Raw genomic sequence first — 23,081 nt, forward strand, 5'->3', positions numbered from 1 at the left:
GGTCTACTCGAAGGGACAGCCCGGGTTGGCCGCGTCCCGGGCGAAGGGCGACCCGTGCGGGAGGACGTACAGCACCTCCAGGACGAGCGTCGTGTCCCCCAGGTTCCGGCCGATGTGGACGTAGTCGGCCGGCTCCTGGATGGTCGTGCCCTGCCGGTAGACGCCGTCCGAGGCGCAGGTGGAGTCGAAGTGGCTGAGGGTGCCCTCCTTGACGTACCCGTACAGGGGCCCGTCGTGGAAGTGCCAGCCGGTCGCCCGGCCCGGCGGTACGGTCACCTCGCGCAGGATGTAGTCGGTGTTCCCGACGGTGGTCTGCGCGATGACCCGCCCGGTCACGCCGGGGCCCGGCGGGGTCGCCTCGGCGGCTCCTCCGGTGAGGACGGTGGCCGCGGTGAGCAGTGCGGCGGTGGCGAGGCGGAGCGCGGTGCGGCGACGGGGCATACGGGGCCTCCTGACCTGTCGGGGACACGCCGAGCAAGGGACGCAGCCCGAACATAGGCGTACGGCGGGCGTCTTCGGGCCGGATCGCGCACATCCGGGATACTGGCCTCATGCGGCTGCTGCGGAGCAAGGCCACGGTGACCGTCTGCCTGGTGCTGGCGGCCCTCGCGGGCTGCACCGGCAGCGACGGCGCCGCCGAGCCCACCTCCACTCCCACACCCACCCTCAGCCCGACCCGCACAGGGCCCCCGAGCCCCTCGCCCACCGCCTCCCCGGTCGACCCCGTCTCCATCCCGGGTCTCGTCGCCCGCGACCACCGGGGAACCGACCTGCGCACCCGTACGGTCCTGACCCGCACCGACGCCTACACGCGCTACGCCGTCACCTACCGCGCGAACGGCCTGACGATCTCCGGGATCATGAACGTCCCGCACGGCAAGGGCCCGTTCCCCGCCCTGGTGCTGGCACACGGCTACATCGACCCGGCCGTCTACACCAGCGGCCGAGGCCTGGCCCGCGAGCAGGACCGGCTGGCCCGCGAGGGGTACGTCGTCCTGCACACCGACTACCGCAACCACGCCGGCTCCGACCGCGACCCCGACAACGACGTCGATCTGCGGATCCGTTACACCGAGGACGTCATCGGCGCCGTGCTGGCGCTGCGCGGCTCCGGCCGCCCGGAGGTCGACGGCGACCGGATCGGCCTGCTGGGCCGGTCCATGGGCGGCGGGGTCGTCTACAACGTGCTCGTCGTGGCGCCCGGACTCGTCGACGCGGCGGTGGTGTTCGCGCCGGTCAGCTCACGCCCGGAGGAGAACCTCGAGCGCTTCGGGCGCGGCGCGGGCGACCCGCTGGTCGCCGAGACCGAGGCGAAGCACGGCAGTCCCGAGGAGAACCCGGCGTTCTGGCGGGCGGCCTCGCCGGTGACGTACGTCGACCGGGTCACCGAGCCTCTGCTGATCCATCACGGCACCGCCGACGTCGTATGCCCGCCGCGCTGGTCGAAGGAGACGGCGGCCGCGTTCGAGGCGGCGGGCAAGGACGTGGAGTTGTGGACCTGGCCCGGCGAGGGGCACACGTTCGGGCCGCGGTGGGACGACTCGATGGACGTCACGCTGGCGTTCTTCGCCCGGCATCTGCGCTGAGCGTCAGGCTCCCCGGGTCTCCTCCGCCTGGACCTGTCCCAGCGTCCGCCCCGTCCGCGCCGAGCGTGCCCGGCGCGGGTCGGGTGCGCCCTGGCCCTTCGGGCCCTTGGCCGCCTTCACCAGCAGCCACGCCTCGCGCTCGCCGTCGTCGCCGCCGCGGAACCGGGTCAGCGCGTACTCGCCGTGCAGTTTGGCGCCCTTGAGGCGGAAGGTGGCGTGCCCGCGCTCCAGGGACTCGGCGAAGTCGACGGGCCGGCCGCGCCGGTCGTGGCTGAGCGGCTCGTACGAACCGTGGTCCCAGACGATCACCGTGCCGCCGCCGTACTCGCCAGCCGGGATGACGCCCTCGAACTCCTCGTAGTCCAGCGGGTGGTCCTCCGTCGGCATCGCCAGCCGCTTGTCGTGCGGGTCGGCGGACGGGCCCTTCGGCACCGACCAGGACTTCAGCACGTCGTCGACCTGGAGCCGGAAGTCGAAGTGCATCGTGCTCGCGTCATGGATCTGCACGACGAAGTGCGGCTCGTCGCCCTCCGCCGCGCCCCGCCCCTCGGGCTCCGCGGTCCGGGAGAAGTCGCGCTTGCCGCGGTACTCCCGCAGCCGGTCCTCGTCAGCCACCGGAAAGCCTCCTTCCGCGCGCCGGGTACCCGGGCGACCTGTGCCGTACCCCTCGACCAGCGTCACGGATAGGGTGAGGACGATCAACCGGACGGGCGGGGACGAGGACGGCGGACGGCATGGCAAGCGCCGAGGAGAAGCAGACCACGGGACAGGCACGCCCCACGTCACGGGACGTCGCCCGGCTCGCCGGGGTGTCCCACACGGCGGTCTCCTTCGTGTTCAACGGCCGCGCCGAGGGCAACCTCTCGCCCGCCACCCAGGAACGCATCCGCCAGGCCGCCGCCCAGCTCGGCTACCGCCCCGACCCCGTCGCCCGCGGCCTGCGCCGCCGTCGTACGGCCGTGATCGGCCTGGTCACCGACGAGATCGCGTCGTCGCCGTTCGCCGGGCGGCTGCTGCGCGGCGCCATGGAGACCGCCTGGGCCGACGAGCATCTCGTCCTCACCGTCGACTCCGGCGGCGACCCGGCCAAGGAGGACGCGGCCGTCGCCGAACTCCTGGACCGGCGTGTGGACGGCATCATCTACGCGGCGATGTCCCTGCGCAGCGTGCGGGTCCCCGAGGGACTGCACCGCACCCACTCCGTGCTCGCCAACTGCCTGCCCGAGGACGACTCGCTGCCCGCCGTCGTCCCCGCCGAACGCGCGGGCGGCCGTACCGCGGCCCGGCTGCTGCTGGAGCAGGGGCACCGCAGGGTCGCGCTGGTCGGCGGGCTGGACGACATCGCGTCGGTGGAGCGGCTGCGCGGATTCCGGGACGCCCTGCGCGCGGAGGGCATCACCGTGCCCAAGGAGTGGGTGATACGCACCGGCGGCGAGATCTCCGGCGGCCACGAGGGCGGGCTGCGGCTGTTCGACGGCGTCGCGCCGCAGGACCGCCCCACCGGCGTCTTCTGCTACAACGACCGGGTCGCCGCGGGCGTCCTGCACGCCGCGGCCCGGCTCGGCATCGACGTACCGGGCGACCTGTCGGTCGTCGGCTACGACGACCAGGAGCACATGGCCGCGTTCCTCACCCCCGCGCTGACCACGGTCGCCCTGCCCCACCGGGCGATGGGCGAGGCGGCGGCGCGCCTGCTGCTGGACGCCATCGCCACCGGCCGCACCCCGCCCGCCACCGTGCGCCGCCTGGCCTGCCCGGTGGTCCCCCGCGCCTCCGTGGGCCCGGCCCCGACACGCTGAAGGGCCGCCCCGAACCCCGGGACGGCCCCTCCTCCGCCTCACCTCTACGGCACCAGCTCCCAGCCCGTGACCCTCGCCCCGGCGCCCGTCACGGACAGCTCCGGGACGTCGCCCGGCCGCCGGTACACCCGCTCGGTGAGCATCGCGTGGTCGCCCGCGAACACCTCGTAGAGCGAGCCGTCCACCAGGACCCGTACGGTCATCTCCTCGCCGGCCGGTATCCGCGCGACCACCGGAGCCGACCCCTCCCGGCCCACGCGCGGCCACGCGGACCGGTCCAGCGTGAGCGTGCCGCCGGCCGGGTCCAGCCGCAGGGTGACCTCCGCACCGGAGGCGGCCCGCAGCAGAGCCACCGTCGTCGGTGAACCGGCCGTCACCGTCAGGTCGTAGGCGTCCGGCAGCCCCGCCGGGCCGGGCGCGGTCACGAACGGCTCGGCCGCGCGCAGCAGTTGGAGCTCCGGCGCCGGTACGACGCTCAGGGTGCCGTCGGCCCGGACGTCGACGACCCGCGGCGCGGTCAGGACGCCCGCCCAGCCCGCGTCCAGCACCTCGGCCTCCTCGCGCGACTCCCACGACCAGCCCCACAGCAGGGCCCGGTCCTCCTCCTGGAGCACGGCCGGGGCGTAGAAGTCCCGGCCCTGGTCGAGGCGGCCGCCCGCACGCGCCTCGAAACGCAACCCGCCCTCTGCGGAAGGGATCAGACTGCCCGTCAGGTAGCCCGTGGAGTGCGGGTCCCCGTCCCACAGGGACACCACGAGCACCCACTCCCCGCCCGGTGTCGCCGCGAGCTGCGGGCACTCCCAGCCGACCGCCTTGTCGCCGAACGCGTCCAGCGCGCGCGGGTCGTTGCCGTCGAGGAGAACGCCCGCGAACCGCCAGTCGGCCAGGTCCTGACAGTCGTACAGCAGCACCGAGGGCGTGCCGTCGGCGTGGCCCGCGCCGACGAGCGCCCAGCGGCGGCCCTCGAAGCGGAAGACGAACGGGTCGCGGAACATGACCACGTCGAGGCCGGCCGGCGGGCCGGACACCACCGGCTCCGGCAGCGTGTGCCACTCGGTGAGCGTCTCGTCGTCCGGGTCGGCCGCGCGGGCCAGGCAGATGGCGCCGAGGCCGGCGTGGGTGCGGTCGATGCCGGTGTAGACGGCGGTCGGCACGCCGTCGTCGTCCACCACGCAGCCCGACCAGCAGCCGGCCTCGTCCGGGCTGTCCGGGGTCGGGGCGAGGGCGATGGGGTGGTGCTCCCAGTGGGCGAGGTCGGTGCTGGAGGCGTGGCCCCAGTGGACGTTCGCGTGGACCGGGGCGTCGGGGTTGTGCTGGTAGAACAGGTGGTGGCGGCCGCGCCAACGGAAGGGCCCGTTGGGGTCGTTCATCCACCCTGCGGGCGGACGGACCCGGAAACGCGGCGCGTCGGGGTCGTGCATCAACGGTTGACTCCTGCGGAGGTGATGCCCTCGCGGAGAGGGCGCTGGCCGACGACGAACACGGCGACGGCGGGGATCATCGAGAGGACGACACCGGCGAGCACCACGGAGATGGAGCCGGTGCCGAGGTTGCCCTGGAGGGAGACCAGACCCAGCGGAAGGGTGTAGTTCTGGCTGGAGGTCTCCAGGATCAACGGGCGGAAGAACTCGTTCCAGTGGTAGTTGAAGGCCAGCACGCCGACGATCGCGAGTCCGGGCGTGGCCAGCGGCGCGTACACCGAGCGGAAGATCCGCCAGGGCCCGGCCCCGTCCAGCATCGCCGCCTCGCCGAGGTCCTTGGGCATGCCGAGGAAGTACTGGCGCATCAGGAACGTGCCGAACGCGGTGGGGAAGGCCGGGATGATCAGGCCGAGCAGGGTGTCGGTCAGGCTCATCGACTTCAGCACCAGGAACACCGGCACGATCGTCACCTGCAACGGCACCATCATCGTCGCGAGGACCAGGCCGAACAGCGGCTTCTTGAACCGGAATTCCAGGCGTGCGAAGGCGTACCCGGCGAGCCCGGCGGTGATCATCTGGCCGGCCGCGATCAGCGCGGTCACCAGCGTCGAGTTCAGCGCCAGCAGCCAGACGTCGATCTGGTCGAACACCCCGCGGTACGCCTCCGCCGTCGGCGAGGCCGGGATGATCCTCGGCGGCAGGTCGAAGGACTCGGCCGGGGTGCGCAGCGAGGTGGAGACCGTCCAGATGACCGGGCCGAGGGTCAGCAGCGCGCAGACGGCCAGCGTGGCGATCCGCGCCCAGGGCGCGAAGGAGTGGCGCACACGGCTGAGGGAGAGGGTCGCTTGGCTCATGGGACTTCCCGGCTCACTGGTAGTGGACGAAACGCCGGCTGAGCCGGAACTGGAGGGCGGTGACCGCCATGATCAGCACGAACAGCAGCACGCCGACCGCGGAGGCCTGACCGAACCGCAGCTGTTCGAAGGCGTTCTCGTAGATCACCATCACGACCGTGCGCGTGGCGTCGCCCGGACCGCCGTTGGTGAGGACGTACGGCTGCTCGAAGACCTGGAGCGCGTTGATGATGCCGACCACCGACGCCACCAGCAGCGTCGGGGAGAGCAGCGGCAGGGTGATGGACAGGTGCTTGCGCAGGCCGGTCGCGCCGTCGAGGGCGGAGGCCTCGTGGACCTCCTTGGGGATGTTGTTCAGGCCGCCCACGAACAGCAGGAACGAGAAGCCGAACTGCTGCCAGACGTACACCAGGATCACCGCGGCCATCGCGCCGCTCTCCGAGGTCAGCCACGGCACCGGGTCGATGCCGACCAGTCCGATCAGCCAGTTCACGACGCCGAAGTCCTGGTTGAACAGGTACTTCATCACCACCGAGATCGACGCAGCCGACAGCACCAGCGGGAAGAAGAACGCCGAGCGGAACACCGAGCGCAGCCACACCGGCATCCGCCCGTTCACCGCCAGCGCCAGCACCAGCGCGATCAGCAGCTGGAGGGCTACGGCGAGGACCATGAAGAGCAGGGTGTTGCCGAAGGAGATCAGCACGGTCTCGTCGCCGAAGACCTCCCGGTAGTTGTCGGCACCGGCGAACCGCGGCGGGTCGATGACATTCCAGTGGAACAGGCTCAGGACGACCGAGCCGACGATCGGTACGACCGTGAAGACGACGATGCCGAGGACGGTCGGGGCCAGGAACAGGGCGGCGAGCAGCTTGGTGCCGCGCTCCCGCGCCGAGGGCCTGACCATGACGGGAGCCGGGGCGGCCTTCACGGGCGCCGCGGGGATCTGGGCGGTGTTCGTCATGCGTCACGCTCCATGGCCTTCTCCAGGTCGCCCTGGAGCCGGCGCAGCGCCGGGCGCACCGAGCGCGGTGAGGCGAGCGCGCTGCCGGTGTGCTTCAGCAGCACCTGCTCCACCTCGGCGACCTGCGGCGGCGCGGGGATCGGCCCGGTGTCGGGAAACCTGTCGAGGGTGTCGTAGAAGACCTGCCAGCGGCTCGGGCCGGTCTCGGCGTAGCGGGCGCTGTTCAGCATCGAGCGCCGGGCGGGGGTGGTCTGGTTGGTGCGGAACAGCCGGGTCAGGGTGTCGGTGCGGGCGGCGTACTTGATGAACTCCCACGCCTCGTCCTGCTTCTTCGACGTGCGCAGCAGGGCGTAACCGGCGGCGCCGTACTGCATGCGCTGGGTGCGCCAGCGCGGGAAGTACTGCACGTCGTAGCCGTCCGGCCGCATGCCCGCCAGGTGCAGGCCGCCCGCCCAGAAACCGCCGGCCGGGGTGACGCCGACGCGGCCGGTGGAGAAGACGCCGACCAGGTTGTTGCCGTTGCCGCCCTCGGGGCGCGAGCACAGGCCGTCACTGACGAGCGAGGCGAGGTATTCGTACGCCTCCTCGACGCGGTCGTCGGTGGCCTGCGGGGTGGTCCAGCGGAAGCCGCCGCCCCGGCCCTGACGCTGCTCGGCGGGGTAGAAGGTGTTCCACAGCCAGTCGCCGCCGGGCGCCTTGGACTCGGCGAGCAGGTTGGTGTCGTTGGCGAACAGCCAGGGCATGACGCCGCCCCACAGCCGGTTGGTCCAGAAGTAGGGGGTGAAGTGGGAGTCGCTGGACCGCTTCATCCGGCGCAGCAGCGCGGTGAAGTCGTCGCGGGTCCAGTCCGGCGGGGGGAAGTCGGCGTCCGCCCGGCGGAGGACCTGCTTGTTGAGGTAGATGTCGGCCGCGTTGAACTCCACGGGCAGCTGGTAGAGGCTGCCCTCGTACATCATCGACTCCACCAGCGAGGGGTGGACGTCGGCGAAGTACTCGCGCAGCTCGTCGGCGTCCCGCCTGACCCAGTGGTCGAGGGCGACACCGAGGCGCTGCGCGAAGAGCTGGACGCCTTCCGTGGCGACGTAGACGAGGTCGGGGGCGGTGCCCGCGGCGATCTGCGTGAGGATCTTCGCGAAGAAGTCCGACCAGTCGACGGCCTGCACGGCGTTGACCCGGAGCTGGATGTCCGGGTGGAGTTCGCGGAAACCCTCGCTCAGGTAGCCGACCGCGGTCTGGTCGAAGGCGGAGCCGAGGGTGGCGACGACGAGGGCGCCGTCGTCCCGGCCGGGGATGTCGGCCGCGGTCAGCCGGTCCCAGTTGGCGGCGGTGCCCGCCAGCGCGGCGGCTCCCGCGCCGTAGGCGCCGTACCGCAGCAGGGTGCGGCGGGTGGGTTGCGAGTCGGTCATCGAGCGGGGCCTAACTCGTGTTAGTCGAGATCTGATGCCGACGATGATGTGAAGCGGGTTACAGCCCTGTCAAGAGTCGTGAACCACTTGACCTTTAACGGGTTAGGTCTACAGTCCTGGTCTCACATGAGCCGCCGTCCCGACGAAGGGAACGATGTGTGATGCCGGGAATGTCGAGAAGAGCGCTCTTTGCGAGTTCTGTGGCGGGGGGTGCGGTGGCGCTGCTGCCGGCCGGGTCCGCTGCGGCGGAGCCTGCCGCCGGAAGATCGAAGGAGTCCGCCGAGGGCTGCGCGAGCTACCGGGCGGAGTACCACTTCACGGTTCCGGACCAGTGGAAGAACGATCCCCAGCGGCCGATCTGGATCAACGGCGAGTACGCGTACTACTACCTGTACAACCCGGACTACTTCACCGGCGGCACCCTGGCCGGCACGGCCTGGCGGCTGGTGACCAGCAAGGACCTGGTGGCCTTCACGGACCGGGGCATCGCGGTGCCGAAGGACACCACGCCGAACGGCGATGTGTGGTCGGGCTCGGCGGTCGTGGACGAGCGCGGCACGGCCGGGTTCGGCGCGGGGGCGGTGGTGGTCCTGGTGACCATGGAGCCGGTCGAGGGGGCGAACTCGCAGGCGCAGTACCTGTACTACTCCACCGACGGCGGCCGTACGTTCGTGAACTCCGGCACGTCGCCGGTGCTGCCCAACCCGGGCGTGCGCGACTTCCGCGACCCGAAGGTCATCCGCGACGAGGAGCGCGGCCGCTGGGTGATGGCCCTGGCGGAGAACAACAAGATCGGCTTCTACCACTCGGCGAACCTGCGCGCCTGGACGTACGCCGGTGGTTTCGTCAAGGACGGACTGGGGGTGCTGGAGTGCCCCGACCTGTTCCGCATCACGGCGGAGGACGGCGTCGCGAAGTGGGTGCTGGGCGCGAGCGCCAACGGCAAGGGGGCCGGGCTCCCCAACACCTACGCCTACTGGACGGGCACCTTCGACGGCTCGAACTTCACCGCCGACGCGCCCGATCCGCAGTGGCTGGACCACGGCTGGGACTGGTACGGCGCGGTCACCTTCGAGAAGCGGACCGCGGCCGGGGCGCTCGACCCCCGGGCGCGCCATGCCATCGGCTGGCTCAACAACTGGGACTACGCCAACATCACGCCGACCATCGACACGGACGGGTTCAACGGGACGGACTCGATCGTCCGCGAGGTCACGCTGAAGCGGGCGGGGACCGGCGGCTACTACCTGGCGTCCAGGCCGGTCGCCGGCCTGGACGCCCATGTCTCACGCACACTGAACCTCGGCGACATCGAGGTCGACGGCCAACGCCTCCTGGGCTACCGCGGCCGGGCCTACGAGGTCAGCTGCGAGATCACCTGGGACCAACTCCTCGGCGCCGGCCTCCAGCTGCGCCGCTCGCCCGACGGCACCCGTCACATCGACGCCGGCGTCTACCGCGACTTCGCCTTCCTCAACCGCCGGGGCACGGTCAACCCGGACGCGTCCGGCCGCTGGCAGGAGAGCCACAGCCCGTTCGACGCGGGGGCGCGGCGGGTGCGGCTGCGGATTCTGGTCGACCGTACGTCGGTGGAGATGTTCGTGGACGACGGGCGGTATGTGCATACGTCGGAGGTGTTTCCGTACCTCATCGACACGGGGCTCGCGCTGTTCACGATCGAGGGGAAGGCGGTGTTCCGGGATGTGGTGATTCGCGAGTTCATGGTGTGATCGACCGTCCGCCCCTCTCTGGGCTTCCGGTCATACGGTGAGGGTATGGGGGACGCGCGCCTGTCGCTGAAGGAGGAGTGATGCTGACCGTTCTGATCTCGGTTCTCGCGGTGCTCGTGTCGCTGGGCTCGCTGGCCGTCTCCTATGCGTCCGATCGGCGTTCCCACATGCCCGTGCTGCAGTTCATGTGGGAGAGCGGGCAGGGCGGCACCGGCCAGCCGAAGTGGTGGCTGGTCAACGTGGGGACAGGCCCCGCCAGCAACGTGGTTGTCGCCCAGACCGAGAGGACCGGCCTCACGCGAGGGCTCAACGGCGAGGTCTGGTTCAATCCGGTGCTGGTTCCGTCGATTCCGGCCGGTGGAAAGCTCGCGCTCACCTGGCTCGGCGGAACCATGGGGCTGGACTGCGGGTTGGGAGCCAGCTACACGGACGTCGAGCGCTACTTCTACACCACCAAGTGCGGGGACGACGTGTCCATGTTCTTCGTCGGCCTGCATCTTCCCCGCTGGCCGCTCCTGAAGCTGCACGGGGCGAAAGCCGTCAAGACCTGGTGGGGTGTGGAAGACCTGTCCGGCCCACCATGGTCGTCCGTGGCTCCCGCACGCGCCAGGCGGCGCCGGTGGCTGCCTCGGCGCTTCGGATTCGCACGCCGCATGGGCGGGTGGGCCGACCCGGTGCTCTTGTACCGGGGTGGTGAGTGATCGGCTTGGTCGGCGGTATGGAGGGCATCCCCAGATGTGAGGCCGGGTCACCTGAGGTCGGCCGCTCGGGGGCGGCAGGTGGCCGTCCCCGAGCGGGTCGGTGGCGTCAGGGTTGCTGGGTCCGGGGCAAGGAGACGTAGAGGCGGGTGCCTTGGGGGCGGTAGCCGGCGCGTTCGTAGACGCGGCGGGAGCCTTCTCCGGAGTACTCCAGCCAGACCGAACCGGCTCCGCGGGTGAACATCGCTTCGGTGAGTGCGGCGGTGACCGCGGTGGCGATGCCGCGGCCACGGTGGGTGGGGCGGGTGCCGACTCCGGACAGTTCTGCGGTGTCTTCGGCAGGCGGGGAGCACGACGCGCCGCCGGCGCAGCCGCCCTGGGGGTCACGGACGAAGCGCACGGCTCCGCCGTGCTGTTGGGTGCGGCGCAGGCGGGCCGCACCTTCGGCGGAAGCGGGGAAGACGTCGCCGAACGCCTCGGAGATTGCGGCATCGAGCGCGGCGTACTCCTCGTCGGTGGTCGGGGTCTCCACTCGCAGGGCGTCGTCGGGCTGAGGGGCCGTCAGCGTGCGGGGAGTGCAGAGGAGGTATTCGTGCACCGCCTCGATGCCGAAGCCCGCCGCCCGCAGGGCCGGTGCCACGGCCGGCGCGGCCTGCGGGGCGAACTCCAGCCGGGGCAGCAGGCCACGCTCCCGGAAGATCCCGATCAATGCCGCGACGTCCTTCCCGGTCGGCTCGGCGCCGGGCAGCGGAGTGGCGTAATTGAGGTACGGGTTGTCGGTGTCGGGGCTGAGGCCCGCCACGAAACCGCCGGTCTCGATGACCACGGGGCGGCGGCGGAGGTTGGTGACGGCAAAGCGCTGGACCTGGATGTCCATGGTGGGTGTCGACCTCACGAAGTCTCAGGGGGAACCGCCGGCGAACTCGGGGAGTTCGGGGCACGGGAGAGTGGCGGTGCGCCAGGCACCGCGTCGTGGGGCCGCCGTAGGGAACAGCGTGGCGGGCTGAGGCTGTTGCTGTGGAGCGCGCGCTCAGCGCCGACGGCGGCCACTGGGGGACGCCGAGAACATTGGCTTCGTTCCTCACCGTGAAGATGCCTGCAAGGTCGCAGAACGCGGCACACTGTTCCACGGCCGACCAGTGCGGACAAGTGATTTTTCCGCGATCCCAGCCGCGCGCCGACCTTGCCGGCCGAGCCCGCTCACGCCAGCGGGATCGTCACCTCGTCCTCCACCGGCGGGTCCGCCTCCTGGGCGCGGTTGCCCGTCGCGGCGTAGCAGCGCACGCGGATCTCGTCCGGGGAGACGTCCAGGCGCAGGAAGCTCTTGAAGAAGGGCGGGCTGTACGTCGCCGAACCCGGGGAGAGAAGGTCCGTGTACGCCTTGCGCACCGGGAGGCGGAAGCGGGTGCCCTTGTCCGGGCGGCGGCCCGTGCCCAGGAGGGACGCGACCAGCCGGGCGCGGCGGGTGACACGGGCCGCCGGGTGCGGGGCCCGGCCCGGGGTGATCTCCAGACGCTCGGCGACGACCGCGGTGGCCTCGGCCTCGGTGAGCGTGAAGAAGCGGGGCAGCCGCAGGCGGCGGCCGTAGAGCGTGCTGTAGAAGGCGAGCGAGTCGCCGCGCAGCGGGTAGCAGCGGAACTCCCGCTCGGTGACGCCGCCCACCGAGACCCGCGGGATGGTGTGCGTGGCGTGCATGAAGGCCCCGCCGCCGCCCGAGACGACGTACTGGATCGTGCGGCCGTCCACGTTCACCGGATAGCGCTGGTAGTTGTGGATGTCGCCGCCTATCGCCGCGACATAGCGGTGGGCCGGGTCGCGGACGATGTCGTCGACCGTCCCTCCGCCCTCGATCGGGCAGGGGTGGTGCTCGCCGTCCACGTACAGCGGCCGTCCGGTGATCAGGATCTTGGGGCGCGGGTCGCGGGACACCTCCCGCAGCCACGCGCCCTGTTCGGCGTCGAGTGTGCCCAGCAGCCCGGTGTCGATGCCGACGATCCGTATCGGCCCGGCGTCGATCGCCCAGTACGGGCCCGGCTGGACGGCCTGTTGGACGGTGTCCGGGCGCAACTTCCGTGCGGCGGCGAGGCGTTGCTCGTCGGCCGGGCTGGGGCGGTGCCACAGCAGGGTGCGCAGCCAGGCCCGGCTGAGGGGGCGGGGCGCGGGCTCGGCGGGGAGGGGCGGGGCGTCGTCGCAGAAGACACGCATGAAGCCGGTGAGGTCCTCGTACCAGTCGTGGTTGCCCGGTATCGCGTACACCGGCGCCCGGTAGTCCTGGTACGGGCGGAAGAACTTGGTGTCGTAGTCGTCCGTGGCGCCGACCGGATAGATGACGTCACTGGCGAGCACCGCGAACCGCGTGTCCTGACCCACCTGCAGCAGCCCTGGTACGACGGCGTACTGCGGCTCGTGGCCCTCGCCCGTGTCGCCGATCACCAGGAACGAGAAGCTGTCCGGGTCGTCGCGCCGGATCACCCGGTCCGCCGGGGCCCCCGCCGCCGTGCGCTGGGCCGTCCAGCGGGCGCGGGTGCGGCCCGTGGGGTCGCCGAACAGGGAGGCGAGCACGCCGTTGCGGGCGCCCCACATGGTGCGGGGGTCCAGCCAGAAGAGCTTCTTCGGCCTGGGCGGCATCAGCCGCTTGTACTCGCCCTGTTCGGCGGGGCCCCAGCCGGCGCCTGTGGCGGTATCGCGTGAGGATTCGGACACGCGTGCACCGTAACAACGGTGATCAGGTCAACGGGAGCCGGGTGGGCTCCAGTTGCTCGCCCGTGCTTGAGCACTCGTGCCGCTTCGGGCGGATTCCTTCACCGCCGGCCGCTCGCGGTCACGGCGATGAGGGGGAGGATCGCCAGGGCGAGGACGCCGCCGGTGAGGGCGAGGACCGGGTAGCCGGCGGCGGAGAAGAGGACACCGGAGGTGAGGCCCCCGGTGGCACCGGCGATCGCGATGGAGACGTCCACCATGCCCTGCGTCTTGGCACGCGTGGCCAGCGGCAGGGCGTCGGTGATCATCGCCGTGCCGGAGACCAGGCCGAAGTTCCAGCCCAGCCCGAGGAGCACCAGCGCGAGCGCGAGGAGGGCCACGGAGTCGTCGGGCGCGGCCGCGGCGAGGATGCCGGCGGCCAGCAGGGTGATGCCCGAGGCGGCCGCGATCTTCTTCCTGCCGTGGCGGTCGACCAGCCAGCCCGTCAGCGGCGACGGCAGGTACATCGCGCCGACATGGAGGGCGATGACGAAGCCGGAGGCGGCGGTGCCGTGTCCGTGGTCGTGCATATGGACCGGGGTCATCGTCATGATCGCCACCATCACCAGCTGGGTGAGGATCATGGTGAGGGCGCCGGGCATGAGACCGGGAGAGGGGGTCGCGGTCGGGGCGCTTACGAGGCTGGTCGAGTTGGCCGCCGTGTCGCTGTCGGAGGCCTTCGCCGCGTCGGCCGCCGCCCGCTCCGCGGCGTCGAGGCTGCGGGCGAGCAGCAGGGGATCGGGTCGCAGCCAGACGGCCAGCACGACAGCGGCCAGCGCGTAGCTGGCACCGGCCAGGAGGAACGGCCCCGCCAGGGCGGGAATGCCGAGCGTCTCCGCGAACTCCCCGGTCGGCGCCGCCAGGTTCGGCCCTACGACGCCGCCCAGGGTCGTGGCGACCAGCACGGTCGAGACCGCGCGGGCCCGGTGCGCCGGGCTGGCGAGGTCCGCTCCGGCGTAGCGCGCCTGGAGGTTGGTGGCCGTACCGGCGCCGTAGACGAACAGGGCGACGAACAGCAGCACGGCACTGTCCGCGACCGCGGCGGCGATGACCCCCGCACTGCCGACCGCCCCGACGAGATACCCGGCGGCCAGCCCCGGGCGACGGCCCCGCGCATGCGACAGCCGGCCCACCCCTACGGCGGCGAGCGCGGACCCCGCCGTGAACAGGGCACTGGGCAGCCCCGCGAGGTCGGCCGAACCCAGCATGTCCTGCGCGAGCAACGCCCCCACGGTGATGCCCGCGGCCAGCCCGGCACCGCTGAGGATCTGCGAGGCGACCAGCACGGTCAGGATGCGGCGCTGGGCAGCGGGGTGCGGGGATATGGCGGAGTCTGCGTCGGGGGCGGTGCTCGTCACGGGGTGGTTCTCCTGGTGAGGGCGGGGTCGGGGGAGGGGCGCTGTGTTGTAGGGCGGTGGGGGTGATGCCTGGGGGATCTGTCGGATGCTGGTGAGTGGCGTGGGCGGTGCCTGGGGATCTGTCGGATGCTGGTGAGTGGCGTGGGCGGTGCCTGGGGATCTGTCAGACGCTGACGAGTCGCGTGGGTGGTGCCCGGGGACCTGTCAGACGGTGATGAGCCGCGTCGCGGTCGGGTGCGTGCAGATCAGCCGTGCCTCCAGGCGCGTCCGGCTGGTGGTGGCGGGCCCACGCGGCCCCCGCTCACCCCGACCCCCCGGCATCCACAGGCAGTTCCGCCAGTCGCCACTCCAGCATCCCGTCGCTGAGGCGGATCGCCCGTCGGCCGTGATCGGTGAGCAGGCGTACGGCGTCATGGGCGAGGACGCAGTACTCCCCGCGGCAGTAGACGACGATCTCGGTGTCCTCGGGCAACTCCTCGATGCGGTCGGCGAGTTCGGTGACCGGGATGGAGAGGGCGCCGGGGATGTGGCCGGCGAGGTACTCCTCCACGGGACGGACGTCCAGGACGACCACGTCGCCCGTCGGGACGCGCGTGAGGAGTTCCTCGCGGGTGAGCTCGGGGGCCCCCTCGTCGCCGAGGTAGGCGTCACGGGCCGCGGGGACGGCGGCCTGGTGGTGCTCGGCGACCTTGCGGAGCAGGGCGAAGAGGTGGGCGACGTCCTCGCCGGCGAGCCGGTAGTGGATGCGGACGCCCTCGCGGCGGGTCGCGACGAAGCCGGCCTGTTTGAGGATCTGCAGATGCGCCGAGGCGGTCGTCAGGTTCAGCCCGGCCGCCTTGGCCAGGGCGTCGACGGTCCGCTCGCCCTGGGCGAGCAGGTCGAGCAGCTCAAGGCGCTTTCCACTGGCCAGTGCCTTTCCGCTGGCCGCGAAGGCGTCGTAGAGCCGCGTCTTGGAGCCGCTCGCGGTTGCTGTCGCTGTCCCGGTCGCTGTCCTGCCTGTCATCGCATCCTCCATAAATCCATGGAATAGTGTAGACGAAGAGCCGCACACCCTGGAGGCTCCCGTGAGTGTGATCCCTCTGGTCGACGAAGGCCTGGGCAACAGCGCCTACCTCGTCGACCTCGGTGACGGTCGCGCCCTCGCCGTGGACGCGCCCCGCGACCTGCGGGCCCTGCACGCCGAGGCGGAGCGGCGCGGGCTGCGGGTCGCCTACGCGGCCGACACCCATCTGCACGCCGACTTCCTCTCCGGCGCCGTCCAGCTCGCGCACGACCACGGCGCCACCGTGCTGGCCTCCGCGGCAGGGCGCCGGACGTTCGCGCACCAGGGGCTGGGCGACGGCGACGAGGTGGACCTCGGCGGCCTCACCCTGCGGGCCCTGGCCACCCCCGGCCACACCGACGAGCATCTGTCCTTCCTGCTGCTGGACGGCGCCCGCGAGCTGGGCGTCTTCACCGGCGGCTCCCTGATCGTGCGCTCCGCCGCCCGTACCGACCTTCTCGGTGCCGAGCGCACCGAGGAGCTGGCCCGCGCCCAGTTCCGCTCCCTGCGGCGGCTGTCCCTGCTGCCGGACGAGACGCCGGTGTGGCCGACCCATGGCGCGGGCTCCTTCTGCTCGGCCCCGCCCGGCGCCGAGCGCACCACCACCGTCGGTGCCGAGAAGCGGGCCAACCCGCTGCTCGCCGTGGCCGACGAGGACACCTTCGTCCGCCGGCTGACCGGCGGCCTCGGCAGCTATCCCGCCTACTTCGACCGCCTCGCCGAGACCAACCGGCGCGGCCCCGCGGTTCTCACCTCGGCGCCCGTACTGCCCGACCTCGACGTCGGGCAGGTCCGCGCCCTGCTCGCCCGGGGCGGTCTCGTCGTCGACGTCCGCCCCGCCGCCGACTACGCCGCCGGGCACATCCCCGGCTCCCTCTCGATCGCGCTGCGCGCCCAGTTCGCCACCTGGCTGGGCTGGCTCGTGCCGGAGGGCACGCCCCTCGCCTTCGTCGTGGGCGACGACCAGGACCCGGACGACATCGTCCGGCAGGCGTACAAGATCGGCTACGAGCGGCTCGCCGGACGCCTCGCGGGAGGCATGGCCGCCTGGACCACCGCCGGCCAGGACCGGGCCACGCTCGCGTACGTCACGCCCGAACAGGCTCCCCACGCCCCGTACGTCGACGTACGGCAGGAGGCCGAGTACACCGCCGGGCATGTGCCGGGCGCGCTCCACCTCGAGCTGGGCGACCTGGCCGCGCACGCCGACGACGTGCCCTCCGGGGCGGTCGTCGCCTGCGGGCACGGCGAGCGGGCCATGACCGCGGCGAGCATCCTGGAGCGTGCGGGTCATACCGATCTGGCCGTCCTCGCGGGCGGCCCCCGCGCCTACGCGGCCGCGCACGGCGAGCGGCTCGCCGAGGGCGCCGCCGGGTGAGGACGGCGGCCGTGACCGGGTCCGTGCGGCTCGGACTGCGGGAGAACCTGGCGCAGTTCACGCTGCTCGTCGTCGTCAACTGCTGTGTCGGCGCCCTGGTCGGGCTGGAGCGGACCACCGTCCCGCTCATCGGCACGGACGTGTTCGGGCTGACCAGCGATCTCGCCGTGTTCTCGTTCATCATCGCCTTCGGCCTCACCAAGGCGCTGACGAACCTCGCCGCAGGCGCCCTCACGGCCCGCTACCGGCGCAGGCAACTCCTGCTCTCGGGCTGGCTGTTCGGCCTCCCGGTGCCGTTCGCACTCGCCTGGGCGCCGTCCTGGGGCTGGATCGTCGCCGCGAACGTGCTGCTCGGCGTCAACCAGGGGCTGACCTGGTCCATGACCGTCAACATGAAGATCGATCTGGTGGGTCCCGCCCGCCGGGGCCTGGCCACCGGCCTGAACGAGGCCGCCGGGTACACCGCCGTCGGTGCCACCGCCCTGCTCACCGGGTATCTCGCCACCACGCACGGCCTGCGTCCGGTGCCCGAACTCATCGGCGCGGTCTTCGTCGCCGCAGGGCTCGCGCTGTCGCTCGTCGTGCGCGACACGGCCGCCCATGTCGCCCTCGAACTCGCCCAGCACTCACGTGAGTTGCCCGAGGGAGAGCACTCCACGCCGGCCGCCACGTTCGCCCGTACGTCCTGGCGCGAGCGGTCCCTGCGGGGCGCGAGCCAGGCCGGACTGGTCAACAACCTCAACGACGGCCTGGCATGGGGAGTCTTCCCGCTGCTGTTCACCGACCACGGCCTGGGCCTCGCCGCGGTCGGTCTCGTCAAAGGGCTCTACCCGATCCTGTGGGGCATCGGCCAGATTCCCACCGGCCACCTCGCCGACCGGATCGGCCGCAAGCCGCTCATCGTGTACGGCATGCTGGTGCAGGCCGTCGGATTCGTCCTCGCCCTGGCCCTGCTGGACCGGCCGCTGCTCGCCGGCGTCCTCTCGGCCGTCGCCCTCGGTCTCGGCACCGCGATGGTCTACCCGGCGCTGATCGCCTCGGTCTCCGACCACGCCCACCCGGCCTGGCGGGCGGGGCGCGCTCGGCACGTACCGGTTCTGGCGCGACCTCGGCTACGCGGTCGGCGCCCTGGTGGCGGGCGTCCTCGCCGACATCGCCGGTCTCGACGCGACCGTGCTCGCCGCGGCGGTCCTCACCGCGGGCTCGGGCCTGCTGGCCGCGTGCTGGATCACCGAGACCGGCGGGGCGCCCCGGATCAGGACAGCGGGTCGAGGGTGAGGTAGGCCTGGAGCGGGTTGCCGTCGTGGACCAGCGACTCGTGGTGGCCGACGTCGTCGAAGGCGAACGCGTACGCCTTTGCGTCCGCCATCCGCTCGTGGATGATCCGCGCGTAGTGGTTCGTCACGCCGTCCCGGTAGAAGCCGGTCGCGGAGGTGTCCGGCTGGTTGGCGTTGGTGAGCAGCGTCGAGCGGTTGAAGCCCGCGCACAGGGTGCGGGAGATCGGGCCGCGTACGGCGTCGTTGGGCGCGTCGAGCAGCCGGTGGCAGCCGAAGACGCTCGCCGCGTCGGGCTTGGCGAAGCTGGTGACCACGGCTCCGGAGGAGTTGGTGAAGTTCATGACGCCGCCCGAGACCCGGCCGTAGTACTTCGTCCCCGGCTGGTCGGCGAACGGCGTGACCGTGAGGGTCGTCGTGGCGTACTTCTGCCAGACCCGGTTGATGTAGTCGTCCAGGACGGATCCGGGCAGCGCCCCCGTCTCCAGGCCGTACGCGGGGGACAGGGCCCGCAGCACTGTGCCGTCGGACCGGGTCTGCACCAGGCCGCCCCAGCCGCCCGGTTGGGCGCGCAGTGCGGCGAACGTCCCTGTGTAACCGCCGGACTTGAGGCGGCCGGTGCTCGCCACGCTGCCGTCGGCCCGCTGCACGCCGACCGCGTACGGCGCGGAGAACATGTCCACCTGTGTGCTGTTGAGCCACAGGCCCGAGTCGTTGAGCGTGTACTCCGACCAGTTGAAGAGGATGTTGCGGTTCGGGTCGGTCGGGTTCTGCACGGCCGGCTGCACCAAACCGCCGGTGGTCAGCTTGAACACCAGCTTCTGGCCGTAGGAGAAGTAGATCCGCCCCGACAGCTTGGGGATTCTGATCGTCCTGGACTGTCCGGCGGCCGGTCCCGGGATGGCCGCGTCGGGTGCGGGTGTCGGCGGGTTGCCGCCGGCCGGCCAGGGGTGGAAGGCGCCGCTCGCGTCGGCCCAGCCCTGCTGACCCGTCGTCAGAGAGGTGCCCAGGACGTACACATGGACGGCGTCTCCCCGTCCGGAGTTGTTGGTGAGCTTCAGCGGGATCGTGTCGGGCACCGCCGCGTCCGCCGTCGACGGTCCGCCGACCGTGAGGAGGGTGCCGAGCAGTGCCGCCGCCGCGCCCAGAACGGGCAGGCGGCGTCGGAGGCTTGCGAACATGCTGCGTCTCCGTGCGTCGTGATCGGGTGGGGGGAAGTTGGTCCGGACCACTGTGAGAGCGCTCTCAGCGTGGCGTGAGGGCGCGAGCGTGTCAATGACTGCGGCAGGATCGCCGCCGTGCCGCCCCTACTTCAGGTTCCGCCCCAGCAGTGCGAGCAGCGCCGCCCAGTGCCGGGCGTCCGCGTCCGCGTCGTACGCGTGGCAGTCGGCCTGCGTGAAGCCGTGCGGGGCACCCGCGTACACCTCGCAGCGATGGCGTACGCCCGCCTCGGTCAGGGCGTCCTCCAGGCGCCGGATCTGCTCGGCGGGCAGGACGGGGTCGGCGTCGGCGTGCCCGAAGTACACCTCGGCGGTGATCCGGTCCGCGACCCGGTGCGGGCTGTCCGGCGTATCGGCCGCGAGCCGTCCGCCGTGGAACCCGGCCGCGGCCGCGACCCGCTGCGGGAACGTGCCGGCCGTCAGCAGGGACAGCCGCGCGCCCATGCAGTAACCGGTCACGCCCACGGGCCCGTCCGTGACCGCGGGGGACTCGGCCAGCGTGCGCAGGTACGCCTCCGCGTCCCGCATGCCCTGATCCGGGGTCAGGCTCCGCAGGATCGGGCCCAGATGCTCGAACAGCGCGTGCTCGGCGGCCGCGTCGATGAACTCGGGCAGCGGCACCACGGGGGCGCGGCCGTGCCGGTGGAACACGTTCGGCAGCAGGACCGTGTACCCGGCCGCCGCCAGCCGCTCCGCCATCGACAGCAGGTGCGGCCGGGGCCCGAACGCGTCCATGTACATCAGCACCCCGGGGTACGGCCCGCCGTCGGCAGGGTGGACGAGAAACGCGTCGGCGCTGCCGTCCTCGGTGGCGATGTCCAGGGCTGTTGTCTCTACGGCGGTCATGGCGGGCGCCTCCCTGCGCAGTCGACGGCGAGCGGCTCACCGGCCCGGGGGTGGCGCCGCGCTCCGACGATCATCGTGGCACGCGTGGCTGCCGGAGCCTGAGTGGGGTCAGGCCCTGCCGGAGCCGGTTCCCGACGGACCGCGCGGGACTCGAACGGGTTCCTGTCGCCCGCCCCGCTCTCGGCTCCGCGCAGATGCGCCGTCCGCGCTCCCGTCGGGCATAAGCTCGGGCAATGGCGAAGTACTACGACGTGCACCCCGACAACCCCCAGCCGCGCACCATCACCCAGGTCGCCGACAGCGTCCGCGACGGCGCGTTGATCGCGTACCCGACGGACTCCTGCTACGCCCTGGGCTGCCGTCTGGGCAGCCGTGACGGCATCGACCGCATCCGGTCCATCCGCCGGCTGGACGACCGGCACCACTTCACCCTCGTGTGCCAGGACTTCGCCCAGCTCGGCCAGTTCGTCCGCGTCGACAACGACGTCTTCCGGGCGATCAAGGCCTCGACGCCGGGCAGTTACACCTTCATCCTCCCGGCGACGAAGGAGGTGCCCCGCGCCATGCAGCACCCGAAGAAGAAGACCGTCGGCGTCCGCATCCCCGACCATGTCGTCACCCAGGCCCTGCTCAGCGAACTCGGCGAGCCACTGCTGTCCAGCACGCTGCTGCTGCCCGACGAGGACGAGCCCCTGACCCAGGGCTGGGAGATCAAGGACCGCCTCGACCACGCCGTGGACGGCGTGCTCGACTCCGGCGAGTGCGGAACGGAACCGACCACGGTGATCGACTTCTCGGGCGGCGAGGCGGAGATCGTACGCCGGGGGGCGGGCGACTGGAGCCGGTTCGAGTAGGCGGGGGCTGCGAGCCACCCCGACCCCGCTCAGTCCAGCGGCGCTCCCACCGGCTCCCCGGTCGACTCCCGGACCCGCAGCTCGGGCGTCAGGACCTCGGACGCGGTCTCCTCGCCGGCGATGCGCCGCAGCAGCAGGGCGACCGCGCGGCGGCCCTGTTCGGCCATGGGGGAGTGGACGCTGGTGAGCGGCACGGGGAGTTCGGCGGCCAGGGGCGTGTCGTTGAAGCCCGCGAGGGCCAGGTCCCGGCCGAGGCGCAGGCCCAGGTCACGGGCCGCGCCCGCCGCGCCGATCGCGGCGAAGTCGTTCACCGCGAACAGGGCCGTCGGGCGCGCGCCGGAGCCGCCGGACCCCGAGCCGGTGAGCAGGGCGGTCGCGGCACGCCGGCCGCCTGCCGTGTCGAACGCGCAGTGCACGACCCGGTGCGCGGGCACGGGCAGCCCCGCCTCCCGGTAGCGCTCGACGAAGCCCTCCGTGCGGTCGGCGCCCGTGCTGGCGAACGGCTCGCCCGCGAGGACGCCCACCGAGCGGTGCCCCAGCGCGAGGAAGTGCTCGGCGACCAGCCGCCCGCCCAGCCGGTCGTCACACGTGACGGACGTATGCCCGGCCCGGGTACGGCGATTGACCAGCACGAACGGCGTGCCGCGCAGCCCCGGCACGTCCAGCGCCGCCCCGTCCAGATGCGCGTCACCGATGACCAGGCCGTCCACCCGGCGGGCCAGCACCATCGCGATCCGGTCGCGCTGGAGGGCCGGATCGTCATGGGTGTTGGTGACGAACGCCGACAGCCCGTGCGCCGCCGCGGCCTCCTCGGCCCCCTCGTAGACGGTCGCCATCACGATCTCGGACAGCCGTGGCACCAGCACGCCGATGAGATTGCTGCGCCGCGTCCGCAGGCCCGCCGCCAGCGGGTTGGGCCGGTAGCCGAGTTCGTCGGCGAGCCGCCGGATGCGCTCGGCGGTGTCCCCGGAGGCGGCGCGCACCCGTCCGTCGCGCGGGCCGTTGAGCACCCGGGAGACGGTCGAGACATGCAGACCGAGCCGCTCGGCGATGCCCTGCAACGTCACCGGACCCTGCTCCACCACGACCCCGCCCTTCGGTAGTTCCGCGTCGCGCGCACATTGTTGCGCAACCCGCCCCGGCCGATCCGAGCAAACGATTGGCCCAAACGATTGGGTGGGGCATACTGACGGCCCGCGCAAGCGACAAGGCCGAGAAAATCAGAGGGAGTTGGACGTGACGGCGTTACGAAGAGCCGCTGTGGCCGTGCTGCTGGCCGGCGCCGTGGTCACCGGCTGCGGACAGGCGGAGGGATACCGGTCCGACGGCGCCGCGCCCACGAGCGCGAGCCCTTCGCCGGGCGAGGAGCTGGACGTCGACGACTGTGTCGCGAAGGACGACGCCCCAGGGTCGGCCGGTGACTACGAAGAGGTGCCGTGCACCGACCACCGGGCGGAGGCGACCGTGCTGGCGGTGTTCCAGGACACCGCCCCGGCCGACCCGCGCGACTGCCCCGAGCGGACCGACGACACCGTCGACGTACCGTGGGACGCGGGCAGCCGTACGGTCGCCCAGCTGGTCTGCGTCCGCAACCGCACGGCCCCGCACCCCGGGGACCCCGGCCAGGGCGGCGGCCCCCACCTGGTGGTGGGCGACTGTCTGCGCGTCGGCAAGGAGGGGTGGGTCTCGGAGGTGGTCTGCCGAGGCGGGTCGCCCGCGGACAGGGCCACGCACCAGGTCGTCGAGGTGCTGGTGGACCAACGGGTGAGCGACGGCATCCCCTTCGACGGCTGCGCCGCCGGTCTGACACCGGTGGTCCTGAAGAAGTGGGCCACGACGGACACCGGGGCCGAGGTCGCCTGCAGCCGGGAACTGGACTGACGTCCCCGGCGTCTTCCCAGGTCCCTGAGGT

At 72.3% G+C, this 23,081-nt stretch carries 21 protein-coding genes; 8 read left to right on the forward strand and 13 right to left on the reverse strand.

Annotated elements, in window-relative coordinates:
• Positions 1-3: 3 nt before the first annotated feature.
• A complete protein-coding gene (locus RKD23_RS34895; protein ID WP_424857344.1) occupies positions 4-441 on the reverse strand; it encodes a cupin domain-containing protein in 438 nt (145 codons plus the stop codon).
• A 110-nt stretch (positions 442-551) separates the two neighbouring features.
• Between RKD23_RS34895 and RKD23_RS34900 the strand changes: the two genes are divergently transcribed.
• Positions 552-1,586: an alpha/beta hydrolase family protein gene (locus RKD23_RS34900; protein ID WP_424857345.1), complete on the forward strand. Its 1,035-nt coding sequence runs from the start codon at positions 552-554 to the stop codon at positions 1,584-1,586.
• Positions 1,587-1,589: 3 nt separating this feature from the next.
• Here RKD23_RS34900 and RKD23_RS34905 read toward each other — a convergent pair whose 3' ends face one another.
• Complete coding sequence (locus RKD23_RS34905) at positions 1,590-2,201, reverse strand: DNA polymerase ligase N-terminal domain-containing protein (protein ID WP_424857346.1); 612 nt, start codon at positions 2,199-2,201, stop codon at positions 1,590-1,592.
• Between the two features lie 119 nt (positions 2,202-2,320).
• Here RKD23_RS34905 and RKD23_RS34910 point away from each other — a divergent pair, with 119 nt between their 5' ends.
• On the forward strand, positions 2,321-3,385 hold the full coding sequence (locus tag RKD23_RS34910) for a LacI family DNA-binding transcriptional regulator (RefSeq protein ID WP_424857347.1): 1,065 nt from the start codon (positions 2,321-2,323) through the stop codon (positions 3,383-3,385).
• A gap of 44 nt (positions 3,386-3,429) precedes the next feature.
• On the opposite strand, the gene RKD23_RS34915 is transcribed toward RKD23_RS34910, so the two are convergent.
• From RKD23_RS34915 to RKD23_RS34930, 4 genes are read right to left on the reverse strand one after another with little or no spacing between them, the layout of a single operon-like run.
• Positions 3,430-4,806: a glycoside hydrolase family 32 protein gene (locus tag RKD23_RS34915; protein ID WP_424857348.1), complete on the reverse strand. Its 1,377-nt coding sequence runs from the start codon at positions 4,804-4,806 to the stop codon at positions 3,430-3,432.
• Positions 4,806-5,660 carry a carbohydrate ABC transporter permease gene (locus RKD23_RS34920; RefSeq protein WP_424857349.1) on the reverse strand — a complete coding sequence of 285 codons (855 nt, stop codon included), beginning with the start codon at positions 5,658-5,660 and terminating at the stop codon, positions 4,806-4,808. Before RKD23_RS34920 ends, RKD23_RS34915 begins: the two co-directional genes overlap by 1 nt.
• Before the next feature lie 13 nt (positions 5,661-5,673).
• Positions 5,674-6,624, reverse strand: coding sequence for a carbohydrate ABC transporter permease (locus RKD23_RS34925; RefSeq protein WP_424857350.1), 951 nt, complete (start codon positions 6,622-6,624; stop codon positions 5,674-5,676).
• Positions 6,621-8,030 (reverse strand): extracellular solute-binding protein, encoded by a 1,410-nt coding sequence (locus RKD23_RS34930; RefSeq protein ID WP_424857351.1) that lies wholly within the window; start codon positions 8,028-8,030, stop codon positions 6,621-6,623. The genes RKD23_RS34925 and RKD23_RS34930 overlap by 4 nt, the downstream gene beginning before the upstream one ends.
• A gap of 161 nt (positions 8,031-8,191) precedes the next feature.
• On the opposite strand from RKD23_RS34930, the gene RKD23_RS34935 reads away from it, so the two are divergent.
• Together RKD23_RS34935 and RKD23_RS34940 are read left to right on the forward strand one after the other, a co-directional pair.
• Positions 8,192-9,760, forward strand: coding sequence for a glycoside hydrolase family 32 protein (locus RKD23_RS34935; protein WP_424857352.1), 1,569 nt, complete (start codon positions 8,192-8,194; stop codon positions 9,758-9,760).
• An 80-nt stretch (positions 9,761-9,840) separates the two neighbouring features.
• Positions 9,841-10,461 (forward strand): hypothetical protein, encoded by a 621-nt coding sequence (locus RKD23_RS34940; RefSeq protein ID WP_424857353.1) that lies wholly within the window; start codon positions 9,841-9,843, stop codon positions 10,459-10,461.
• Positions 10,462-10,567: 106 nt separating this feature from the next.
• Here the strand turns inward: RKD23_RS34940 and RKD23_RS34945 are convergent, their stop codons facing one another.
• The 4 genes from RKD23_RS34945 to RKD23_RS34960 form a co-directional block, all read right to left on the reverse strand.
• A complete protein-coding gene (locus RKD23_RS34945) occupies positions 10,568-11,335 on the reverse strand; it encodes a GNAT family N-acetyltransferase (protein WP_424857354.1) in 768 nt (255 codons plus the stop codon).
• 323 nt (positions 11,336-11,658) lie between these two features.
• A complete protein-coding gene (locus tag RKD23_RS34950) occupies positions 11,659-13,161 on the reverse strand; it encodes a metallophosphoesterase family protein (RefSeq protein ID WP_424857355.1) in 1,503 nt (500 codons plus the stop codon).
• A 98-nt stretch (positions 13,162-13,259) separates the two neighbouring features.
• Positions 13,260-14,555, reverse strand: a complete 1,296-nt coding sequence (locus tag RKD23_RS34955) for an MFS transporter (protein WP_424857356.1) — start codon at positions 14,553-14,555, stop codon at positions 13,260-13,262.
• Between the two features lie 301 nt (positions 14,556-14,856).
• Positions 14,857-15,558, reverse strand: a complete 702-nt coding sequence (locus RKD23_RS34960; protein WP_424857357.1) for an ArsR/SmtB family transcription factor — start codon at positions 15,556-15,558, stop codon at positions 14,857-14,859.
• Between the two features lie 61 nt (positions 15,559-15,619).
• On the opposite strand from RKD23_RS34960, the gene RKD23_RS34965 reads away from it, so the two are divergent.
• Both RKD23_RS34965 and RKD23_RS34970 read left to right on the forward strand, forming a co-directional pair.
• Positions 15,620-16,975 (forward strand): MBL fold metallo-hydrolase, encoded by a 1,356-nt coding sequence (locus RKD23_RS34965; RefSeq protein ID WP_424857358.1) that lies wholly within the window; start codon positions 15,620-15,622, stop codon positions 16,973-16,975.
• An 11-nt stretch (positions 16,976-16,986) separates the two neighbouring features.
• Positions 16,987-18,258, forward strand: a complete 1,272-nt coding sequence (locus RKD23_RS34970) for an MFS transporter (RefSeq protein WP_424857359.1) — start codon at positions 16,987-16,989, stop codon at positions 18,256-18,258.
• Here the strand turns inward: RKD23_RS34970 and RKD23_RS34975 are convergent.
• Positions 18,231-19,430: a glycoside hydrolase family 64 protein gene (locus RKD23_RS34975; RefSeq protein ID WP_424857360.1), complete on the reverse strand. Its 1,200-nt coding sequence runs from the start codon at positions 19,428-19,430 to the stop codon at positions 18,231-18,233. The genes RKD23_RS34970 and RKD23_RS34975 overlap by 28 nt on opposite strands.
• 126 nt (positions 19,431-19,556) lie before the next feature.
• Complete coding sequence (locus RKD23_RS34980; RefSeq protein WP_424857361.1) at positions 19,557-20,315, reverse strand: dienelactone hydrolase family protein; 759 nt, start codon at positions 20,313-20,315, stop codon at positions 19,557-19,559.
• Positions 20,316-20,548: 233 nt separating this feature from the next.
• Between RKD23_RS34980 and RKD23_RS34985 the strand changes: the two genes are divergently transcribed.
• Positions 20,549-21,169 (forward strand): L-threonylcarbamoyladenylate synthase, encoded by a 621-nt coding sequence (locus RKD23_RS34985; RefSeq protein WP_404047627.1) that lies wholly within the window; start codon positions 20,549-20,551, stop codon positions 21,167-21,169.
• Between the two features lie 29 nt (positions 21,170-21,198).
• On the opposite strand, the gene RKD23_RS34990 is transcribed toward RKD23_RS34985, so the two are convergent.
• On the reverse strand, positions 21,199-22,254 hold the full coding sequence (locus tag RKD23_RS34990) for a LacI family DNA-binding transcriptional regulator (protein ID WP_424857362.1): 1,056 nt from the start codon (positions 22,252-22,254) through the stop codon (positions 21,199-21,201).
• A gap of 151 nt (positions 22,255-22,405) precedes the next feature.
• Here RKD23_RS34990 and RKD23_RS34995 point away from each other — a divergent pair, with 151 nt between their 5' ends.
• Positions 22,406-23,050, forward strand: coding sequence for an LppU/SCO3897 family protein (locus RKD23_RS34995; RefSeq protein ID WP_424857363.1), 645 nt, complete (start codon positions 22,406-22,408; stop codon positions 23,048-23,050).
• Positions 23,051-23,081: the final 31 nt, after the last annotated feature.

Source organism: Streptomyces sp. SAI-170 (genome assembly GCF_049739565.1).
In the GTDB taxonomy this organism is placed as follows: domain Bacteria; phylum Actinomycetota; class Actinomycetes; order Streptomycetales; family Streptomycetaceae; genus Streptomyces.